Source organism: Marilutibacter maris, from assembly GCF_003233695.1.
In the GTDB taxonomy this organism is placed as follows: domain Bacteria; phylum Pseudomonadota; class Gammaproteobacteria; order Xanthomonadales; family Xanthomonadaceae; genus Marilutibacter; species Marilutibacter maris.
Genome location: NZ_CP029843.1, coordinates 3240650 through 3260405 on the forward strand (window position 1 = coordinate 3240650; position 19756 = coordinate 3260405).

At 69.8% G+C, this 19756-nt stretch carries 17 protein-coding genes and 1 pseudogene; 10 read left to right on the plus strand and 8 right to left on the minus strand.

Translation table 11 applies throughout. The annotated features are described in order from the left end of the window. Window positions 1-102 precede the first annotated feature (102 nt). The 4 genes from C9I47_RS14315 to C9I47_RS14330 all read left to right on the plus strand — a co-directional run bounded on the left by C9I47_RS14315 (window position 103) and on the right by C9I47_RS14330 (window position 4244). Window positions 103-897 (plus strand): thiazole synthase, encoded by a 795-nt coding sequence (locus C9I47_RS14315; RefSeq protein WP_111267351.1) that lies wholly within the window; start codon window positions 103-105, stop codon window positions 895-897. After that, complete coding sequence (trmB, locus tag C9I47_RS14320) at window positions 897-1688, plus strand: tRNA (guanosine(46)-N7)-methyltransferase TrmB (RefSeq protein ID WP_111267352.1); 792 nt, start codon at window positions 897-899, stop codon at window positions 1686-1688. The genes C9I47_RS14315 and trmB overlap by 1 nt, the downstream gene beginning before the upstream one ends. 102 nt (window positions 1689-1790) lie before the next feature. Further along, window positions 1791-3629, plus strand: a complete 1839-nt coding sequence (locus C9I47_RS14325) for an SLC13 family permease (RefSeq protein ID WP_111267353.1) — start codon at window positions 1791-1793, stop codon at window positions 3627-3629. A gap of 390 nt (window positions 3630-4019) precedes the next feature. Further along, entirely contained in the window at window positions 4020-4244 is a 225-nt protein-coding gene (locus tag C9I47_RS14330) for a helix-turn-helix domain-containing protein (RefSeq protein WP_145985537.1), read from the plus strand. On the opposite strand, the gene C9I47_RS14335 is transcribed toward C9I47_RS14330, so the two are convergent. Next, window positions 4241-4582, minus strand: coding sequence for a Rieske (2Fe-2S) protein (locus C9I47_RS14335; RefSeq protein WP_111267355.1), 342 nt, complete (start codon window positions 4580-4582; stop codon window positions 4241-4243). The genes C9I47_RS14330 and C9I47_RS14335 overlap by 4 nt on opposite strands. 152 nt (window positions 4583-4734) lie before the next feature. Here C9I47_RS14335 and C9I47_RS14340 point away from each other — a divergent pair, with 152 nt between their 5' ends. The 6 genes and pseudogenes from C9I47_RS14340 to C9I47_RS18015 all read left to right on the plus strand — a co-directional run. Continuing rightward, window positions 4735-5058 carry a hypothetical protein gene (locus tag C9I47_RS14340; RefSeq protein ID WP_223250158.1) on the plus strand — a complete coding sequence of 108 codons (324 nt, stop codon included), beginning with the start codon at window positions 4735-4737 and terminating at the stop codon, window positions 5056-5058. Window positions 5059-5113: 55 nt separating this feature from the next. Beyond that, a complete protein-coding gene (locus tag C9I47_RS14345) occupies window positions 5114-5842 on the plus strand; it encodes a fumarylacetoacetate hydrolase family protein (RefSeq protein WP_111267356.1) in 729 nt (242 codons plus the stop codon). Window positions 5843-5915: 73 nt separating this feature from the next. Next, window positions 5916-6338 carry a large-conductance mechanosensitive channel protein MscL gene (gene mscL / locus C9I47_RS14350; protein ID WP_111267357.1) on the plus strand — a complete coding sequence of 141 codons (423 nt, stop codon included), beginning with the start codon at window positions 5916-5918 and terminating at the stop codon, window positions 6336-6338. Window positions 6339-6863: 525 nt separating this feature from the next. After that, window positions 6864-8333, plus strand: a complete 1470-nt coding sequence (locus tag C9I47_RS14355) for a M28 family peptidase (RefSeq protein ID WP_111267358.1) — start codon at window positions 6864-6866, stop codon at window positions 8331-8333. Between the two features lie 48 nt (window positions 8334-8381). Beyond that, window positions 8382-8858 (plus strand): NIPSNAP family protein, encoded by a 477-nt coding sequence (locus C9I47_RS14360; protein ID WP_111267359.1) that lies wholly within the window; start codon window positions 8382-8384, stop codon window positions 8856-8858. Between the two features lie 94 nt (window positions 8859-8952). Next, window positions 8953-9186: pseudogene (locus tag C9I47_RS18015) on the plus strand (RebB family R body protein); the annotation flags it as partial. A 384-nt stretch (window positions 9187-9570) separates the two neighbouring features. Here the strand turns inward: C9I47_RS18015 and C9I47_RS14370 are convergent. From C9I47_RS14370 to C9I47_RS14400, 7 genes are all read right to left on the minus strand, one after another. Then, window positions 9571-10347 (minus strand): class I SAM-dependent methyltransferase, encoded by a 777-nt coding sequence (locus C9I47_RS14370; RefSeq protein WP_141482245.1) that lies wholly within the window; start codon window positions 10345-10347, stop codon window positions 9571-9573. 62 nt (window positions 10348-10409) lie between these two features. Further along, window positions 10410-11279 carry a TrmH family RNA methyltransferase gene (locus tag C9I47_RS14375; protein ID WP_111267362.1) on the minus strand — a complete coding sequence of 290 codons (870 nt, stop codon included), beginning with the start codon at window positions 11277-11279 and terminating at the stop codon, window positions 10410-10412. Window positions 11280-11326: 47 nt separating this feature from the next. Further along, window positions 11327-12772, minus strand: coding sequence for an alanine/glycine:cation symporter family protein (locus C9I47_RS14380; protein ID WP_111267363.1), 1446 nt, complete (start codon window positions 12770-12772; stop codon window positions 11327-11329). A 149-nt stretch (window positions 12773-12921) separates the two neighbouring features. After that, window positions 12922-13479, minus strand: coding sequence for a GNAT family N-acetyltransferase (locus tag C9I47_RS14385; RefSeq protein WP_111267364.1), 558 nt, complete (start codon window positions 13477-13479; stop codon window positions 12922-12924). Between the two features lie 79 nt (window positions 13480-13558). After that, window positions 13559-16702, minus strand: coding sequence for an efflux RND transporter permease subunit (locus C9I47_RS14390; RefSeq protein ID WP_111267365.1), 3144 nt, complete (start codon window positions 16700-16702; stop codon window positions 13559-13561). 3 nt (window positions 16703-16705) lie between these two features. Continuing rightward, a complete protein-coding gene (locus C9I47_RS14395; RefSeq protein WP_111267366.1) occupies window positions 16706-17845 on the minus strand; it encodes an efflux RND transporter periplasmic adaptor subunit in 1140 nt (379 codons plus the stop codon). A gap of 873 nt (window positions 17846-18718) precedes the next feature. Beyond that, window positions 18719-19729, minus strand: coding sequence for a class I fructose-bisphosphate aldolase (locus tag C9I47_RS14400; protein WP_111267367.1), 1011 nt, complete (start codon window positions 19727-19729; stop codon window positions 18719-18721). Window positions 19730-19756 lie beyond the last annotated feature (27 nt).

A 19756-nucleotide genomic window follows, 5' to 3' on the forward strand; every position in this document is an offset into this window, starting at 1 on the left:
CCCCGGGCGCCGCGGCGCCGGCATCGCGGTGGCATCGACGGCGCAAGCCATGCCGCCTGGGCAGCAGTCGATGCAATAGGTAGTCGATGCAATAATAGGTGGATGAACGCCCCCCACCGCACCGACCCGCTCGTCATCGCGGGCAAGACCTACGCCTCGCGCCTGCTCACCGGCACCGGAAAGTTCAAGGATCTCGAGGAAACCCGCCTGGCCACCGAGGCCGCCGGCGCCGAGATCGTCACCGTCGCGATCCGCCGCAGCAACATCGGCCAGAACCCGGGCGAGCCGAACCTGCTCGACGTGCTGCCGCCGGACCGCTTCACCATCCTGCCCAATACCGCCGGCTGCTACACCGCCGATGACGCGGTGCGCACCTGCCGGCTGGCGCGCGAGCTGCTCGACGGCCACAACCTGGTCAAGCTGGAAGTGCTCGGCGACCAGAAGACCCTGTTTCCCGACGTGGTCGCCACCCTCGCCGCCGCCGAGACCCTGGTCGGCGATGGCTTCGAGGTGATGGTCTACACCTCCGACGACCCGATCCTGGCCAAGCGCCTGGAAGAGATCGGCTGCGTCGCGGTGATGCCGCTGGCCGCGCCGATCGGCTCGGGCCTGGGCGTGCAGAACCGCTACAACCTGCTGGAGATCGTCGAGAACGCGAAGGTGCCGATCATCGTCGACGCCGGCGTCGGCACCGCCTCCGACGCCTCGATCGCGATGGAGCTGGGCTGCGACGGCGTGCTGATGAACACCGCGATCGCCGGCGCGAAGGACCCGGTGCTGATGGGCCACGCGATGAAGCTGGCGGTCGAGGCCGGCCGCGCCGCGTTCAAGGCCGGCCGCATCCCGCGCAAGCGCTACGCCTCCGCCTCCAGTCCCGTGGACGGGCTGATCGGGTGATGGGCAACGGCGCCGACAAGCCCTCAGACGCATCGCCCGACCCTGCGTCCGGCGACAGCACGCCCCGGTCCGCTGCCGGCAAGGCCCCGCCGAAGCCGTTCACCGTCCACGAAGGGCAGCGCCAGATCCGCAGCTTCGTGCTGCGCCAGGGCCGCTTCACGCCGGCGCAGCAGCGCGCGTTCGACGCGCAGTGGCCGCGTTTCGGCCTCGACTACCAGGCCTCTCCGCGCGACTTCGACGCGGTGTTCGGCCGCGCCCGCAGGCGGGTGCTGGAAATCGGCTTCGGCAACGGCGAGGCGCTGCGCTTCGCCGCCAGCCAGGACCCCGGGCGCGACTACATCGGCATCGAGGTCCACGCCCCCGGCGTCGGCCGCCTGCTCAACGCACTGGCCGAGGACGACGTCGACAACGTCCGCCTCTACCACCACGACGCGGTCGAGGTGCTGGAGAACGAGATCGCCGACGGCAGCCTCGACGAGGTCCGCATCTACTTTCCCGACCCCTGGCACAAGAAGCGCCACCACAAGCGGCGGCTGGTGCAGCCGGCCTTCGCCGCGCTGCTGATGCGCAAGCTGGCCGCCGACGGACGCTTGCACCTGGCCACCGATTGGCAGGAGTATGCGGAGCATATGTGGGACGTGCTCGACGCCACCGAAGGGCTGACCAACCGCGCCGGAGCGCGCGGCTCGGTGGCCCGGCCGCCATGGCGTCCGCAGACCCATTTCGAGACCCGTGGCCAACGGCTCGGGCACGGTGTCTGGGACCTGCTCTACGACAAGAGCGAGACCTGAGTGGAGAGGAGTGAGCAGTGAGAGTTCCACCCCCACCGCCCGAGGAAGACGCGACCTCGCCCTTCTCCCGTTCCTCACTCCTCTTCGCTCACTACTAGCCAAATGGACACCGCGCTGACGCTCACCACCGACATGAAGCTCGTTCTCGGGCTGGTGGGCTTCACGATGGTGATGTTCCTGTTCGAGCGGATCCGCGCCGACGTCGTCGCCCTGTGCGTGCTGGTGATGCTGGGCCTGTCCGGACTGGTCGCGCCGGACGAGCTGTTCAATGGCTTCTCCGGCCAGGCGGTGATCAGCGTGATCGCGACGATGATCCTCGGCGCCGGCCTCGACCGCACCGGCGCGCTGAACCGGCTCGCCGCCTGGCTGCTGCGGCGCGCCCACGGCATCGAGCAGCGGCTGATGCTGCTGACCGGCGCGATCGCCGGCATCAACTCCTCGTTCATGCAGAACCCGGCGGTGATGGCCCTGTACCTGCCGGTCGCCTCGCGGCTGTCCTCGCGCACCGGCCTGTCGCTGCCGCGGCTGCTGCTGCCGATCGCCGCGGCGATCATCATGGGCAGCGCGCTGACCATGGTCGGCAATTCGCCGCTGATCCTGCTCAACGACCTGCTGGTCGCCGCCAACAGCAACCTGCCCTCCGGCGCGGCCACGCTGGAACCGCTGAAGATGTTCGCGCCGCTGCCGATCGGCCTGACCCTGCTGGCGGCGGCGCTGGCCTACTTCCACTTCTTCGGCCACAAGCTCGAGCGCGACGAGGTCGGCAAGGGCGTGACCCCGGCCCGCACCCAGAGCTACTTCGCCAAGGCCTACGGCATCGAGGGCGACGTCTACGAACTGACCGTCACCGCCGAGAGCCCGCTGGTCGGCATGTCGCTGGGCGAGGCGGAAACCCTGCACGGGGTGCCGCTGCTGCTGGCGCTGAAGAGCAACAGCGAGGAGCGGCTGGCGCCGCCGGCCGATACCCGCATCTGGGTCGGCAGCGTGCTCGGCGCGATGGGCCCCAAGCAGCAGGTCGCCGACTTCGCGCAGAACAACTTCCTGCGCCTGAGTTCGCGGCTGCGCAACTTCGGCGACCTGTTCAACCCCAGCCGCGCCGGCATCTCCGAGGCGGTGATCCCGCCGACCTCCGGCTTCATCGGCAAGACCGGGCGCGAGCTGGAACTGCGCAAGCAGCGCGGCATCAGCCTGCTGGCGATCAACCGCGACAAGACCGTGCTGCGCGACGACGTGCGCAACCAGCCGCTGCGCGCCGGCGACATGCTGGTGCTGCACAGCATCTGGACCGACCTGGCCAAGGCCGCCGCCGGCAAGGACCTGGTGGTGGTCACCGACTACCCCAAGGGCGAGCAGCGCCCGCACAAGTTCAAGATCGCGATGGGCATCTTCGCGGTGGCGATGCTGCTGGCCCTGTCCTCGCGGCTGCCGGTGTCGCTGGCGCTGATGACCGGCGTGGCCGGCATGTTGATCGCCGGCGTGATCCACATCGACGAGGCCTACTCGGCGATCAACTGGAAGACCGTCTTCATGATGGCCTGCCTGATCCCACTGGGCTGGGCGATGGACTCCAGCGGCGCCGCGGCCTGGGTCGCCGGCCACAGCATCGAGCAGCTCCCCGACGGCACCCCGGTATGGATCATGCAGTTGCTGCTGGGCCTGCTGACGACGGCGTTCTCGCTGGTCATCAGCCATGTCGGCGCGACGATCGTGGTGGTTCCGCTGGCGATCAACATCGCGCTGGCAGCGGGCGGCAACCCGACCGCGTTCGCGCTGATCGTCGCGCTGTCGGCGTCGAACAACTTCATGACCGCCTCCAACCCGGTGATCTCGATGATCACCGGTCCGGCCGGCTACAGCGCCAAGGAGCTGTGGAAGATCGGCGCGCCGCTGTCGCTGGTCTACACCGCGATCGCGGTGCTGATGGTGAACCTGCTGTTCTGACCACGACTGTCCTGAAGCCTGTCGTTCCGATTCGGATCGAAGGACGGCAGGTGCTCGCCACTCATGGGCTTTTGTAGGAGCTGCGCAAGCTGCGACCGGGCAATCCCGTGAAAGCTCCATCGCGGCTCACGCCGTGCCTGCGAAGAGCGATTGCCTGCCACATGACCCCATCCCCCTGAGTCAGGGGACGATTCGCATCGCAGATGCAAATGGGGGTGTGGCAGCGCAACGGTGGGGCCAAGGTTTGCGAAGCAAACCTTGGGGATTCCCGGGCGCGGCCCGGGGATCCCAGGACGACGCTCAGGCCGGCGAACGCAGCACACCTTGATCAAGGCCGCGGCCTCCTCGCCGGCATGGCCGGCATCGGCGGCGCGCTGGAACAGGTCGGCCATGAAGCGCGGGATCCCGTCGTCGATGCCGCTGTCGCCTGCTCGCGAGCTGCTGCTCAGGCGCGACATGCCGGCCAGCCAGATCGCGTTGGAAGCGGGCTTCGCCCACCACAGCCACATGATGCGCACGCTCAGGCGCGTGTTGGGCGAAGCGTCGGTCGCACCGCTGCGTCGCAAGAGCCCACCCGAGCAGGCGACGGCCGCGTCCGGAGCGGACCTGTCCTAGTCGTCGGCGCCCAGCCAGACCGCGCCGTCGCGGACCTCGACCGCGACCTCGCGCAGGGCCTCGCCGCGACACGGACCGGCCACGCACGCGCCGCCGGCCAACTCGAAGCTGGCACCGTGGGCGGCGCACACCAGCAATCCGTCCTTGCTGCGCAGGAATCGCCCTGGCGACCAGTCCAGGCGCCTGCCGGCATGCGGGCAGATGTTGAACCAGGCGCGCACCCGGTCGCCGTCGCGGAACAACACCAGCGACTCGGCATCGCCGTCGACCACCGCTTCGACCTCGGCCAGGCCATCGTCGGGGAACTGCTCCAGTTTCAACAGCGGCTCGGTGCTCATCGGCGAAGGTCCGGGTGGGGCGTGCCGGCACGACCAACGGTCGCTCACGCTCTTTTAACGAATCCATTACACGGTCATATGCGCGGGGCCCGATACTCGCGCCTCGGCAATGTTGCCGGATTGTGTCACGACCGCCCCAGACAACCGAGCCCATGTTCGCCCACACCTTCCGTTTCGACCCCTTCCGCCTGCACGAACGCATCCGTTCCGCCGCCTCGCCGCGCAAGCCGCGCCAGCGCTGGCTGCGTATCGCGCTGGGCGTGCTCGGGCTGGCGATCCTGGCGGTGCTGGTGATGTTCTCGGTGGTGGTCGGCGCGGCGATGATCGCCGCCGGCCTGCTGCTGCGGTGGTGGCAGCAGCGCGGGCGCCCGATCGCCGGTAAACACCGCCGGCACGACGGCCAGGTCGTCGACGGTGAGTTCCGTGTCGTCGAGAAGGCGCGCCTGGAAGACCGCACCATCCCGCCGGCCGGCTGAGCCGCCAGCGCCTCCTCCGCCGCGCCGAGCGGCCGCAACCCACGGGACTCAGAACATGGGCGACGTCATCCCGGCGCCGGAAGCGCCTCGCATCCCGATCATCGACAACGACGAGGCGGCGGCGCGCCGGTTCCCGGTCCGCCGGATCTACTGCGTCGGCCGCAACTTCGCCGATCACGCGCGCGAGATGGGCGCGGCGGCGCCCGCGGGCAAGGCCGACCGGGGCCTGCCAACGTTCTTCCTCAAGCCCGCCGACACCATCGTCGTCGACGGCCAGGTGCCCTACCCGCCCGGCACCACCGAACTGCATCACGAGGTCGAGCTGGTGGTCGCGCTCGGCGCCGACGCCCCGCCCGGCGAACTGGCGCCGGAACGGGCCGGGGCGTTGGTCTACGGCTACGCGCTGGGCCTGGACCTGACCCGTCGCGACCTGCAGGCCGCGGCCAAGGCCAAGGGCCTGCCGTGGGATACCGGCAAGTCGTTCGACTTCGCCGCGCCGGTAGGTGCACTGGTGCCGGCCGCCGCGCTGGGCGATCTTGCCGGGCGTTCGATCGCGCTCGCGGTCAACGGCGAGATCCGCCAGCATGCCTCGCTCGATGACCTGATCTGGAGCGTTCCGGAGATCCTCCACGAGCTGTCGAAGCTGTACGCGCTGCGCGCCGGCGACCTGGTGTTCATGGGCACGCCGGCCGGGGTCGGTCCGCTGCGCCCCGGCGACAGCTTCCAGGCGACCCTCGACGGGCTGCCGCCGCTGTCCGGACGGATCCTGCCCGCGCTGGCCTGAGCGCCCGCGCATCGCCTGCGGGCGCGGGCTTTGCGGTAGCCTGTCGGCCACGTTCATACACGGAGCACGGCAGATGGGCATGGTCAGCGAGTTCAAGGAATTCATCGCCCGCGGCAACGTCATCGACCTCGCCGTCGGCGTGGTGATCGGCGCGGCGTTCGGCAAGATCGTCACCGCCCTGGTCGATGGCATCGTCATGCCCGCGGTCGGCCACCTGACCGGCGGCGTCGACGTCAGCGACTGGAAGTACGTGCTCAGCCCGGCCTCGGTCGATGCCGCCGGCGCCGAGATCGCCGAAGTCGCGATCCGCTATGGCGCCTTCATCCAGACCCTCGTCGACTTCGTGCTGATCGCCTTCGTGATCTTCCTCTTCATCAAGGGCTACAACCGGCTGAAGAAGTCGGCCGAGGCCGAGGCCGAAGCCGCCGCGCCCGCCGAGCCCAGCGAGGACGTGCTGCTGCTGCGCGAGATCCGCGATTCGCTCAAGCGCGGCTGATCCCGCCACCGCAAAGCCGCGACCAGCTTCCCATGAAGGCCTCATCGCGGCTTACGCCGCTCCTACGGGAGCGTCCGCGATGGCTTACATCGAGGTAGCGGAAGATTCGGTGGGAACGGACGGAACGACCATGCGACACCCGGTCCGGGTTTCGTAAGAGCGGCGTAAGCCGCGATTGAAGCCTTCCCGACGGCCCCGATCGCGGCTCGCGCCGCTCCTACGGACATCCGGCAACCGCTCGCACGGCGCATCGACGGGTTTGCCGACCGGCGGACGGGACAGCCACGACACGCCACCACTCCGACTTTGGTAGCAGCGGCGTGAGCCGCGATTGAGACGTCATGAGGCTGCCGCACGCCGGCACGTGCGTCGCCCCTCGTGGCGAGCCGCTCACCTCGCTCAAGGCAGCGGCCAAAAACCCTCAAGTCGCGCATGACTTGCGACACCCCGGCACGAAGCCGCGAGTTGCTAAGCTCGCGGCTTCGTCCGTTTTCACCCCCTCTTCACCTGTTCCCGGAGCCTCGAATGCGCGTATCCCCGCTGGGTCGGACCGCCACCCTCGCCCTCGCCCTGGCCGCCGCCCTCGTGGTCGCCGCACCCGTCGTCATCGGCACCGCCAACGCCGGCGAGGCCGAGAGCACGATTCCGGCGCCGGCGCTGGACTCGGTCGCCGGGTTGCGCGAACAGGCGCTGGCCAGCGACCTCGGCTACCGGATCACCGAATCGCTGACCACCGAGGTCGGCCCGCGCCTGGCCGGCAGCGAGGCCGACGCTCGCGCGGTCGCCTGGGCGGTGGCCAAGTTCAAGGCATTGGGCTACGACAAGGTCTGGACCGAGCCGGTGACCTTCCCGAAATGGGAGCGCCGCAGCGAAAGCGCCCGCATCGTCGGCGCCAACGCACAGCCGCTGACGGTCACCGCGCTGGGCGGCAGCCCGGCCGGCACGGTCGAGGCCGAGGTCGTGCGCTTCGCCGACCTGGCCGCGCTCGAGGCCGCACCGGTAGGTTCGCTCGCCGGCAAGATCGCCTTCATCGACTACAGGATGGAGCGTGCCCGCGACGGCCGCGGCTACGGCCCCGGCAGCCGCGTGCGCAGCGGTGGCCCGTCGGCGGCGATCCGCGCCGGCGCCGCCGCCTTCGTGATGCGATCGGCCGGTACCGACTCGCACCGCAATCCGCACACCGGCATCACCCGCTTCGACGACGACCTGACCCCGGTCCCGTCGGCGGCGCTGTCGGTGCCCGACGCCGACCAGCTCGCGCGCCTGCTCGCGCTCGGCCCGGTGCGCCTGCGACTGGCCCTGGACTGCGGCTGGGATGGCGAATACACCTCGCAGAACGTGATCGGCCAGATCGACGGCAGCGCGCATCCCGAGGAGGTCGTGCTGATCGGCGGCCACCTCGATTCCTGGGATCTGGGCACCGGCGCGGTCGACGACGGCGCCGGCGTCGGCATCACCATGGCCGCCGGCGCGCTGATCGGCCGCCTGCCGCAGCGGCCGGCGCGCAGCATCCGCGTGGTCGCCTTCGCCAACGAGGAGCAGGGCCTGCACGGCGGCAAGGCCTATGCCGAGGCGCACAAGGACCAGGTCCACCGGCACGTGATCGGTGCCGAGAGCGACTTCGGCGCCGGCCGCATCTATGGCTATTCCAGCTCCGCCCCGGCCTATGCCGAGGCCGCCGACCGCGCCATCGCCGAGGCGCTGGCGCCGCTGGGCATCGAGCACATGCCCGGCCAGGGCGGCCCGGGGCCCGACATCGGCCCGATCGCCGCCAAGGGCGCGGCCTGGGCGCGCCTGGCCCAGGACGGCACCGACTACTTCGACCTGCACCACACCCCGGACGACACCCTCGACAAGATCGATCCGCAGGCGCTGGCGCAGAACGTGGCCGCCTACGCGGTGTTCGCCTACCTCGCCGCCTCGATCGAGAACGCGCAGGGCTTCGGTTTCGGCAGCGCGCCGAAGGCCGAGGACACGTCCACCATCGGCAAGTAGCCATCCGCGTCGGGGCAGCAAGGTGCTCCAATCCACCCAGGAGGTCGCATGACCCTCGATCATCGTTGGCTTCACGGCGCCGCCTTCGCGGCGCTGGTCCTGGTGACGACGCTGGCCAACGCGACGGCGGCCACGCCCGCACCCGAGGTCGCCGAGCACGACGACGGCACCCGCTCCGCATCGATCCAGCAGTTGCGCATCTACCGGGTCCATCCCGGCAACGAGCAGGCCTTCCACGACCGGTTCCGCGACCATGCGCTGCGGATCATGGCGCGGCACGGCTTCGATGTGCTGGCCACCTGGGAAACCGAATCCGAGGGACTCACCGAGTTCGCCTATCTCCTCGAGTGGCCGGATACCGAAACCATGCAGGCGCGCTGGGCCGACTTCATGGCCGACGAGGAGTGGGCCGCGATCAAGCGCGAGACCGGGCAGCGGCACGGCCGCTTCGTCGACGGCATCGAGGACCGGACCCTGCGACCGACCCCGTACTCGCCGCGCAGCCGGTTCCTTCCCGCCGATTGAGCGTGCGCCGGCGTCGAGCGCGCGGCTGCCGGCACGACCTGCGGCGGCGTAGACTGCAACACGAAAGCCCACCCGCACAGCAAGGAGCGCAACCATGGCATCCCCGACCTCGGTCAACGATCAGATCACCGATTCCGTCACCCAGGCCAACGTCAAGCCCGTCGCCGAGGGCCCGGCGATTGCGATGAGCACGATCTACCAGGCCATGGCCCACGCGACCGCCATCCTGTACGAGAACGCGGTCGCCGCGCAGCAGCAGCAGGAAGCCGAGAGGCAGGCCGCACTGATCCAGGGCGTGATGCAGATCTATTCGTTGGACACCACCGCCAGCCCCGACACCGGACTCTCGCCGGAGCAGGTTGCCGAGAATCTCGCCGAGCTCAAGAAGGCCGCGAACATCGCCGCCATCAATTCGCAGGTCGTCGAGGCGGTGAAGTTCAACCTGCGCAGCGTGCTCGACAATGCCGGCGACTTTTCCTTCGGGGTCCGCAGCACGGCCGAAGCGATGCAGGCCTCGCTCGACGACATCAACGCCGCCAGCTATCGCAACTGCATGCACACGCTGCAACTGGCCGCGACCGCGGTGTGCCTGCGCGCGATGCTCGCCGAGCCCGACAAGGCCGACGCGTATGCCAAGGTGTTGAACCAGATCCGCGGCCTGACCTGAGCGGGGCCGCAGGCCGGTCGGATACGGACGCCGTCGTGCCCGCCGCTAGCGGCGGGCGACGATCACCCACTGCCCCTGCGGCAGGCCCGCGTCGGGATCCTGGATCCGCCGCGCCTCGGCGGTCGCGAATCCCGACCGGCGCAACTCCTGCAACAGCTGCCACCCGAAGTGATGGAAGCAGGCGACCCCGCCGCTGAGAGGGTCGCCGTGGTACTCCGGCTCGCCCAGGAAACGCACCCCACCGGCGGCGTCCAGTTCCGCGATCCGGCGGTTGTCGGCCTGGTTCTGGTGGAACGGCACGGTCAACACCAGTACGCCGTCGGACTTCAACACCCGGGCGAACTCGCGCAGGGCCGCGCGGTAGTCCGGAACGTGTTCGAGCACGTCCAGGCTGACAATGGCGTCCACTCGCCCATCGCCGGTCTCCAGCGCGGTCACATCGCCATGGCGGGCGATGTCGACGACGCCGTGGCGCCACAGCCACAGGCTCATCCGCAGCCGCAGCGACCACGAGTTCAGGTACTCGCTCCCATGCAGGCGACCGACCCGGCGACGCAGCGCCAGAAACAGTCGACTGGCCTGCTCGGTGATCGTCACGACGGCCCGTCGAGGCGGCAACGCGAGACTGCCCAGCAGCACGCCGGCGGCGGCGCGCTGGCGCGCATTGCAGCCGCAGCCGCGGCAGGCCAGGCCTTCGCGCAGGCTCTGCGCCGGGCCGGACGCGAAACCGCCCGAGGCGCCGCACAAGCCGCAGCGACCGGGCAGCAGCGACACCGTCTCGGCCGCCGCAATGGCCGCCGCCTCGGCGGAAAGCACGCGCACCGCATCCACACTCCAGGCGTCCAGCGTCGCCCAGCAATTCGCCGCAACACCCGTTGCCACGGTCAACGTCGCGCCTGCCAGCTCGCCAGCATCACCGCGGCGGCGGCGGCAACGTTCAGGCTCTCCACCGCACCGGTGCCCGGTATCGACAGTCTCAGATCGCAGGCCTGCGCGAACCCGCGGTCCATGCCCTCGCCCTCGGCGCCAAGCACGTAGACCAGCCGTTCGGGCAGGGCCGCGGCGAACAGGTCGTCGCCGCCCTCGACCACGGTCGCGGCCAGCAGGAAGCCGGCGGCACGCAGTTGCGCGACCGCGTTTTCCGGACGTCCCAGGCGCACCAGCGGCACCGCCTCGGCGCCGCCCTCGGCGACCCGCGCGGCGGCGCCGGACAACGCCAGTTGCGCATGCCGGGGCACCAGGATCGCGGCAACGCCGAAGTGCGCCGCCGAACGCAGGATCGCGCCGAGATTGTGCGGGTTGCCGACGCCATCGAGCCAGAGCGCCAGTTGCGGCCCCTGCGACAGGCCGTCCAGCCAGTTCGACAGCGGCAACGGCGGCTCGCGCAGCACATCGGCGACCACGCCTTCATGGTGCTGACTGGCGGCAAGCCGGCGCAGGTCGTCCTCTTCGACGACGCGATAGCCGATCCGGTTCGCCACGCACCATTTCAACAGCGGCTGCAGCGCCGGGATCCGCGATTCGGACAGGTACAGCTTGCGCAGCGCCTGCGGGCGACGTGCGAACGTCGCCCGCACCGCGTTCAAACCGTACAGGCGCAGCTCGCGCGACTCGCCCGCATCGTCGGCGCCACCGCGCCCTTCCCCGCGCACGACCGGTTCGCGCGCCGGCTCACGGCGGCGCGGCGCGGCACGCTCCGGCGCATCGCGGCCGCCACGGCCGGCGCCACCCCACGGGGACTTTCTCGCGGTCATCGTCTAGGGCGATCTGCTTGAGCGGTCGGTAACGGCAGGGGCCTGGCTTACTTGTCGTCGAGCCGGCGCTGCCAGAAGGCGGCATTGCGGATGCCCAGCGCCTCCGGATCGAATACCGGATCGAGCCCGGCCTTCTTCTGCCGCTCGTAGTCGCGCAGGGCCAGGAAGGCCGGCTTCTGCAGGATCAGGATCGCGATGATGTTCAGCCACGCCATCAGACCGACGCCGATGTCGCCCAGGCCCCAGGCGGTTCCGACGCTGCCGATCGAGGCATAGGTCACCACCGCCATCATGCCGATCCGCAGCGCGAACACCATCCACGGCCGGTGCACCCGGCGGTTGATGTAAGCGATGTTGGTCTCGGCCATGTAGTAGTAGGCGACGATGGTGGTGAAGGCGAAGAACAGCAGCGCCAGCGCCACGAACGCCTGACCGAAGCCCGGCAGCACCGATTCGACGGCAGCCTGGGCAAAGCCGGGCCCTTCGGGTACGCCGGGCAACTGCTCGACAAGCATCGCGCCGCCGGCCGGGTCGTACACGTTGTACATGCCGGTCGACAGGATCAGGAACGCGGTGGCCGAGCACACCAGCAGGGTATCGACGTAGACCGAGAACGCCTGCACGTAGCCCTGCTTGGCCGGGTGCGAAACCTCGGCGGCGGCGGCGGCGTGCGGACCGGTGCCCTGCCCGGCCTCGTTCGAGTAGATCCCGCGCTTGACCCCCCACTGCACCGCCAGGCCGACGACCGCGCCGAACCCGGCTTCCATGCCGAACGCGCTGCGTACGATCAGCGAAAGCACTTCCGGCACCTGGTCGATCTTGAGGAACACGATCACCAGCGCGACCAGGATGTAGGCCAGCGCCATGAACGGCACCACCACCTGGGCGAAGTGCGCGATGCGCTTGACGCCGCCGAAGATGATGAAACCCAGCAGCACCACCACACCGGCCGCGGTCACCGCGGACGGGATGCCGAAGGCGTTGTTGAGTCCCGCGGCGATGCCGTTGGCCTGCACGCCCGGCAGCAGGAAGCCGGTCGCGATCACCGTGACCAGGGCGAACAGCCACGCGTACCACTTCACCCCGAGCCCCTTCTCGATGTAATAGGCCGGGCCGCCGCGGTACTGGCCGTTGTCGTCCTTCTCCTTGTATATCTGGCCAAGGGCCGACTCGACGTAGGCGGTCGAAGCGCCTAGGAAGGCCACCACCCACATCCAGAACACCGCACCGGGGCCGCCGAACGCGATGGCGGTGGCGACGCCGGCGATGTTGCCGGTGCCGACACGGCCCGACAGCGACATCGCCAACGCCTGGAACGAGGACACACCGGCCTGGGAGGACTGCCCGCTGAACAACAGCCGGACCATCTCCTTGATGCCGCGCACCTGCATGAAGCGCGACCTGATCGAGAAGTACAGGCCGGCGCCGAGGCACAGGTACACCAGCGGCGGGCTCCAGATGATGTCGTTGAGTGCTTTGACCAGTGATTCCACGTATCTCTCTCCCCGGGAACAAGGCCGCATGGCGGCGAAGCAGGGGCGGTGGCATCCCGCACTCCACCCCGCGAATCAGGGGCCCACGATACCCGGAATCGCCGCCGAGGTCGTGCCAGCGGCGGCGATTCCGGCCTTCATGACTTTCGTCACGGGTCGAGATCCAGAGCCTGCCGCGTCCGCGCGAACACCCGCAGGTCGTACAGCCGGCCGCGCTTGATCACCGCGCAGCGCTGGGTGCCCTCCTCGACGAAGCCGTTGCGCAGCAACACCGCCGCCGAGGCCGGATTGTTGTCCAGCACGGTCGCGTACAGGCGATGCAGGGACAGCGTCCGCATCGCCCAGGGCGCGAAGCGCGCCACCACCCGGGTCATCACTCCACGGCCCCAATGGTCACGGCCGAGCCAGTAACCGAACTCGGCGCCGCAGGCGCGCTCGCCGGCGCCCGGCCGCGCGCGGATGCCGCCGCAGGCCTCGCCGTCGATCTCGATCGCGAACACCGGCTGCGACGACAGGTCTTCGACCTTGCCGGACAGGAAGGCCTGCCCGTCCTCGCGCGTATACGGGTACGGAAACCGGTCGCTGACCGCGCGCGACACCTGCTCGTCGTTGGCGTGCCGGATCAGCGATTCCAGGTCCTGCACCCGCCATGGGCGCAGCACGAAGCCGTCGCCCTCGATCGCCACGCCGAAGCGCGCCTGTTCCATGCCATTGCTCCAAACGATTGCCGATCGCCAGTCTCCGGTCTGCGACGGCGGCCGGCAAGCGGCGCGGCGACGGGTCGGCTCAGGCCAGCCCGCCCGCCTCCGGGGTGCTGGATTCCAGCTTCTCCAGCTCGTTCTTGACCGCGTCCGGCGAGCGCGTGTAGCGGGCCAGCAACACGTAGAACACCGGGATCACGAACAACGACAGCAGGGTCGAGAACGAGACCCCGAAGATCACCACCACGCCGATCGTCGCGCGGCTGGCCGAGCCCGGTCCGCCGGCGATCACCAGCGGCAGCGCGCCGGCGACGGTCGCGATCGAGGTCATCAGGATCGGCCGCAGGCGCACCGCCGAAGCCTCGACGATCGCCTCGTGGATGCTGCGCCCGGCGTCGCGCAGCTGGTTGGCGAACTCGACGATCAGGATGCCGTTCTTCGCCGCCAGGCCGACCAGCATCACGATGCCGATCTGGCTGAAGAGATTGAGGGTGCCGCCGGTCAGCAGCAGGCCCAGCAGCGCGCCGAGCACGCCCAGCGGCACCGTCAGCATGATCACGAACGGGTGGATGAAGCTCTCGAACTGCGCCGCCAGCACCAGGTAGACGATCAGCAGCGCCAGCGCGAAGGTCAGCAGCACCGCGCTGCCGGCCTTCTGGTGTTCGCGCGACTCGCCCTTCCAGTCGATCTGGGCGTGCTCGGGCAGCTCTTCGCGGACGACCTGGTTCATCCACTCGATCGCATCGCCGAGCCGGTAGCCGTTGGCCAGGCCGGCGCTGATGGTGATCGCGCGCAGTCGATTGAACCGGTTCAGGCTGCCGGCCTCGGCCAGCTCGCTCAGGGTCACCAGGTTCGACAACGGCACCAGCTCGCCGCCACGGGCCCGCACCTGGATCCTGGCCAGATCGGCCGGGGTCGCCCGCGCCGGCTTGTCGGCCTGCACGATCACGTCGTATTCCTCGCCGTCCTGCACGAAGGTGGTGACACGGCGGCTGCCCATCATCGTTTCCAGCGCGCGGCCGATCGCCGACACGCTGACACCCAGATCGGCGGCGCGCTGGCGGTTGATCTGCACGCGCATCTGCGGGCGGGTTTCCTTGTAGTCGGAGTCGGCGCCGTACAGGCCGGGGTTCCCGTCCATGCGCTGGATGATGCGGTCACGCCACTGGGCCAGCTCGGCGTAGTCGGGGCCGCCGATCACCACCTGCAGCGGCTGGCCGCCGCTGCGCACCAGGCCGGTGCGCACGCGCGGGGTCGCGCGCACGCCGGTCAACTGGCCGAGTTCGCCGCGCAACTGGTCGACCACCTCCGCGGTGCTCGCCTCGCGCTTGTCCCAGTCGGCCAGAAACACGATCACGTTGCCGGTATGCATCTCCTCGCTCGCGCCCCAGCCGCCGGGCACGCGGGTGTTGGCGCGCTGGACCGGACGGCTGCCGTTGCCATCGGCGCCGCCGGCGATCTGCTCGGCCATCACCGCCTCGACCTGCTTGATCTGGTCGACCGTGTAGTCGAAGCCGGCGCCTTCCGGGCCCTCGACCGAGATGAAGAACGCACCGCGGTCCTCCGGCGGCGCCAGCTCGGTCGGCATCCACTTGAACAAGCCCGCGATCGCGACCAGGGCGACCACCATCAGCCCGCCGAACAGCCACGGCCGCTCGACGCTGTGGTCGAGGAAGCGCCGATAGCGCGCGCCGACGCTGTCGAGCCGGCGGGTGATCCAGCGGTGCGCCGGATTGGACTTCTCCTCGCTGTGCGGGCGGATCAGCTTGGACGCCATCATCGGGCTCAGGGTCAGCGCGACGAAGGCCGAGATCGCGACCGCGCTGGCCAGCGCCACCGACAACTCGCGGAACAGGCGGCCGGTGTTGCCCTCCATGAAGCCGACCGGCAGGAACACCGCGACCAGCACCGCGGTGGTCGCGATCACCGCGAACGCGACCTGGCGGGTACCGCGCTTGGCCGCGACCAGGCGCGGTTCGCCCAGGTCGGTGCGGCGCTGGATGTTCTCCAGCACCACGATCGCATCGTCGACGACCAGACCGATGCACAGCACCAGCGCGAGCAGGGTCAGCAGGTTGATCGAGAAGCCGAACAGGTACAGCGGAATGAACGCGGCGACCAGGCACACCGGCACCGTGACCGCGGGAATCAACGCGGCGCGGAAGCTGCCCAGGAACAGCCAGATCACCAGCAACACCAGCACGATCGCCTCGGCCAGGGTGTGGTAGACGCGCTCGATCGCGGCCTCGATGAACAGCGTGCTGTCGAAGGCGACGAAGATGCGGGTGCCCTCGGGCAGGGTCGGCTGGATCCGCTCGGCCTCGGCGCGCGCCGCGCGCGCGACCTCCAGCGCGTTCGCGGTCGAGGTCTTGTTGATGCCCAGGCCGATGTTCGGCTCGCCGTTGCTGCGGTAGTAGGCGCGGCGCTCGGCCGAGGCCAGCTCGACCCGGGCGACGTCGCCCAGCCGCACCACGTAACCGTCCTCGCCCTTGCGCAGCGGGATCCGCGCGAAGTCCTCAGGCGCCTGGTAGCTGCGCGCCAGGCGCAGGGTGAAGTCGCGGTTGTCGGACTCGATGCGCCCGGCCGGCAGTTCGACGTTCTCCGCGCGCAGCGCGTCCTCGACGTCGTTGGCGGTGATCCCGCGCGCGGCCAGCGCGTCGCTGTCGAGCCAGATCCGCATCGCATAGCGCTGCTGTCCGCCGACCCTGACCGTCGACACGCCGTCGAGGCTGGACAGGCGGTCGACCACGTAGCGCTCGGCGTAGTCGCTCAGCTGCAGCGTGTCCATCGTGGTGCTGCTCATGTTGAGCCAGATCACCGTGTCCGAGTCGCTGTCGGCCTTCTCGACCTCGGGCGGATCGGCCTCCTCGGGCATGCGGTCGGCGACCCCGCTGATGGCGTCGCGCACATCGTTGGCGGCGGCCTCGATATCGCGCTCGAGGGTGAACTCGATGGTCACCGAGGAGCGCCCGTTGACGCTGCGCGACTGGATCGTCTCCACCCCCTCGATGCCCGACAGCGCGTCCTCCAGCACCTGGGTCACCCGGGTCTCGACCACCGCCGCCGAGGCGCCGGGGTAGGTGACGTCGACGGAGACGATCGGCGGATCGATCGCCGGCAATTCGCGCAGGGTCAGCCGCGAGAACGCCATGATGCCGAGCACGATCAGCATCAGGCTCATCACGGTCGCGAACACCGGCCGGCGGATCGACAGCTCGGAGAAGTTCATGGCTCAGCCTCCGTTGGACGGCGCGGTTCCGGCATCGTCGTCGGCCGCGGCGCCTTCGCTCTCCGCTGCCGGCGCGCCGCCGTCGCGGACCTCGCCCTCACGAATCCTGCTGCCCGGCCGCAGCTTGCCGGTGCCGTCGACGACGATGCGGTCGCCGACCGACAGTCCGGCGACGACCTCGGCCAGCCCGGCGCTGCGCGCACCGACGCCGACCTCGACCCGCTGGACGGTGTCGTCGGCGCCGACCCGGTACACGTAGGCGCTGGTGCCGACCTGGATGATCGAGATCTCCGGCACCAGCAGCGCCTGCCGTTCGGGACGGCTCAGGGTGACCTGCAGCAGCATGCCCGGGCGCAGCGCGCGGTCGGAGTTGGGGAAGTCGCCGCGCACGGTGACCGCGCGCGTCGCCGCGTCGATGCGGGCATCGATGGTGCTGACCTCGCCGGCGAAGTCGCGATCCGGCCAGGCCTCGCTGTGACCGCTCAGGCGCTGGCCGACCGCCAGGTGCGCCAGTTGCGACTCCGGCACCGGAAAGTCGACGTAGACGCGGTGGGTGTCGTCCAGCGTCGCGATCGGCGTGCCGGGCGTGACCAGGGCGCCGGGACTGACCTGGCGGATGCCGAGCACACCGGAGAACGGCGCGGTGATCACCCGGTCGCCGAGCTGGGCGCGGATCTGCGCGACCCGGGCGCGGGCGGCGTCGCGGGTCGCACGCTGGGCGTCGAACTGGGAACTGGCGATCAGCTGCTGCTGGACCAGCTCGCCCTGGCGCTTGTACAGGCGCTCGGCCTCTTCCGCCGCCGCCAGCGCCTCGTTCAGCGCGGCACGCTGCTGCTGGCCGCTGAGGGTGACCAGCGGCGCGCCGACCGCGACCTCGTCGCCGCTGTCGAAATGCACCTCCTGCACGGTCTCGCTGACCTTGGCGGTGACCGTGATCGACTCGCGCGCCTTGACCGTGCCCAGCGCCTGCACGGTATCGCTCCAGGGCTGCATCTGCAGCTGCAGGGTCGTCACCGGAATCGCCGGCGCTTCGCCGCCCCCCGCTCCAGGGGTGCCGCGACTGCAGGCGGCCAGCCCCGCGATCATGATCACGGCCAACAGCGCCGGCAGGCGACGACGGGAATCCGGGGGAGAAGAAAGCATGCCAATCTCGATCGAGGGAACAGTGCAGCCAGCAAGTCTAGCCAGCAGTGGTAAACGCCCGCGTGGGCCATAGGTTGACAGCCGCCGCCGGCAGGCCGGATCGGCAAAGTGCCCCCTCCCCGAAACCACTCCGCGCAAGAGCGGCGTAGAGTCGTGAGCGAAGTCGTGGGCCCCGCCCCTGAGTCAGGGGGCGATTCGTGCCGCAGGCACGAATGGGGGTGTGGAAGCGCAACGGCGGGGCCCAAGGTTTGCGAAGCAAACTTTGGGAGATATCCGGGCCAGACCGGATATCGTTCCCCCCTGAGTCAGGGGGGATTCGTGCCGGCGGCACGAATGGGGGTGTGGAGACGCAACGGCGGGGCCCAAGGTTTGCGAAGCAAGCTTTTGGGATTCCCGGGCCAGACCGGATATCGTTCCCCCCTGAGTCAGGGGGCGATTCGTGCCGCAGGCACGAATGGGGGTGTGGCAGCGCAACGGCGGGGCCCAAGGTTTGCGCAGCAAACTTTGGGGATTCCAGGGCGCATCGCGGCTTACGCCGCTCCTACAGCGTGGATAGCCCCCCCTGGTTCAGGCGGGATTCGTGCCGGCGGCACGAATGGGGGTGTGGAGACGCAACGGCGGGGTCCGAGGTTTGCGAAGCAAGCTTTTGGGATTCCCGGGCGCAGTCCGGGGATCGCGGCTTACGCCGCTCCTACTGGGGGATTGGGTCCGTGAGTACCTGATGTAGGAGCGGCGTAAGCCGCGATGAGGCCTTCCTCCGAACTCCGATCGCGGTACCGCCGCTCCCTCCGGGGCGCAAGAGCCGTCGGCTCCCGGGCCAAAGAAAACGCCGGCACGGGGCCGGCGTTCTCGGTACGACAGTGGCGGCTTCGCTTACGCGGCCTTGCTCCACTCGCCCAGCGCGGCCAGGCCGTTGTCGCGGGCGCGCTCGTAGACGGTCTTCTGCGCGGCGGCGACGTTGTTGACGATGTCCTGTCCCCACAGCTTCAGCGCGGCCTGCTGCATCGCACGGCCGTAGGAGAACGACAGCGGCCACGGGTTCGGCCCCATGCGATTCATCGCGTCCAGATGCGCAGTCGCGTCCTCATCGCCCTGGCCGCCGGACAGGAACACGATGCCCGGCAGGGTCGCCGGCACGGTCGACTTCAGGCACTGCAGGGTCGCCGCGGCGACTTCCTCGACGCTGGCCTTGTCGCCGCTGGTGGTGCCCGGCAGCACCATCGAGGCCTTCAGGATGGTGCCCTCCAGCATCACGTTCTGCTCGTACAGCGAGGCGAACAGCGAACGCAGGGTCACCTCGGTCACCTCGTAGCAGGTGTCGATGTCGTGGCTGCCGTCCATGATCACCTCCGGCTCCACCATCGGCACCAGGCCCTGCTCCTGGCACAGCGCGGCGTAGCGGGCCAGCGCATGCGCGTTGGCGTCGATGCAGGTGCCCGACGGGATGTCGTCGCCGATGTTGATCACCGCGCGCCACTTGGCGAAACGCGCGCCGAGCTTGTAGTACTCCTCCAGGCGTGCACGCAGGCCGTCCAGGCCCTCGGTGACCACCTCGCCCGGGAAACCGGCCAGGGCGTGGGTGCCCTTGTCGACCTTGATGCCCGGGATCATGCCGGCGTCGGTCATGACCTTGGCGAACGGCACGCCGTCCTTGGTCGACTGGCGCAGGGTCTCGTCGTACAGGATCGCGCCGGAGATGTAATCGCTCAGCTTGGGCGTGGTCAGCAGCAGCTCGCGGTAGGCGCGGCGGTTCTCTTCGGTGTTCTCGACGCCGACGCCGGCGAAGCGCTTGGCGATGGTGCCGGTCGACTCGTCGATCGCGATGATGCCCTTGCCCGGGGCGACCATGGCCAGGGCGGTTTCGGCAAGCTGTTCGATGCTCATGGGGATCCTGCAGGGAACGGGTGGGAA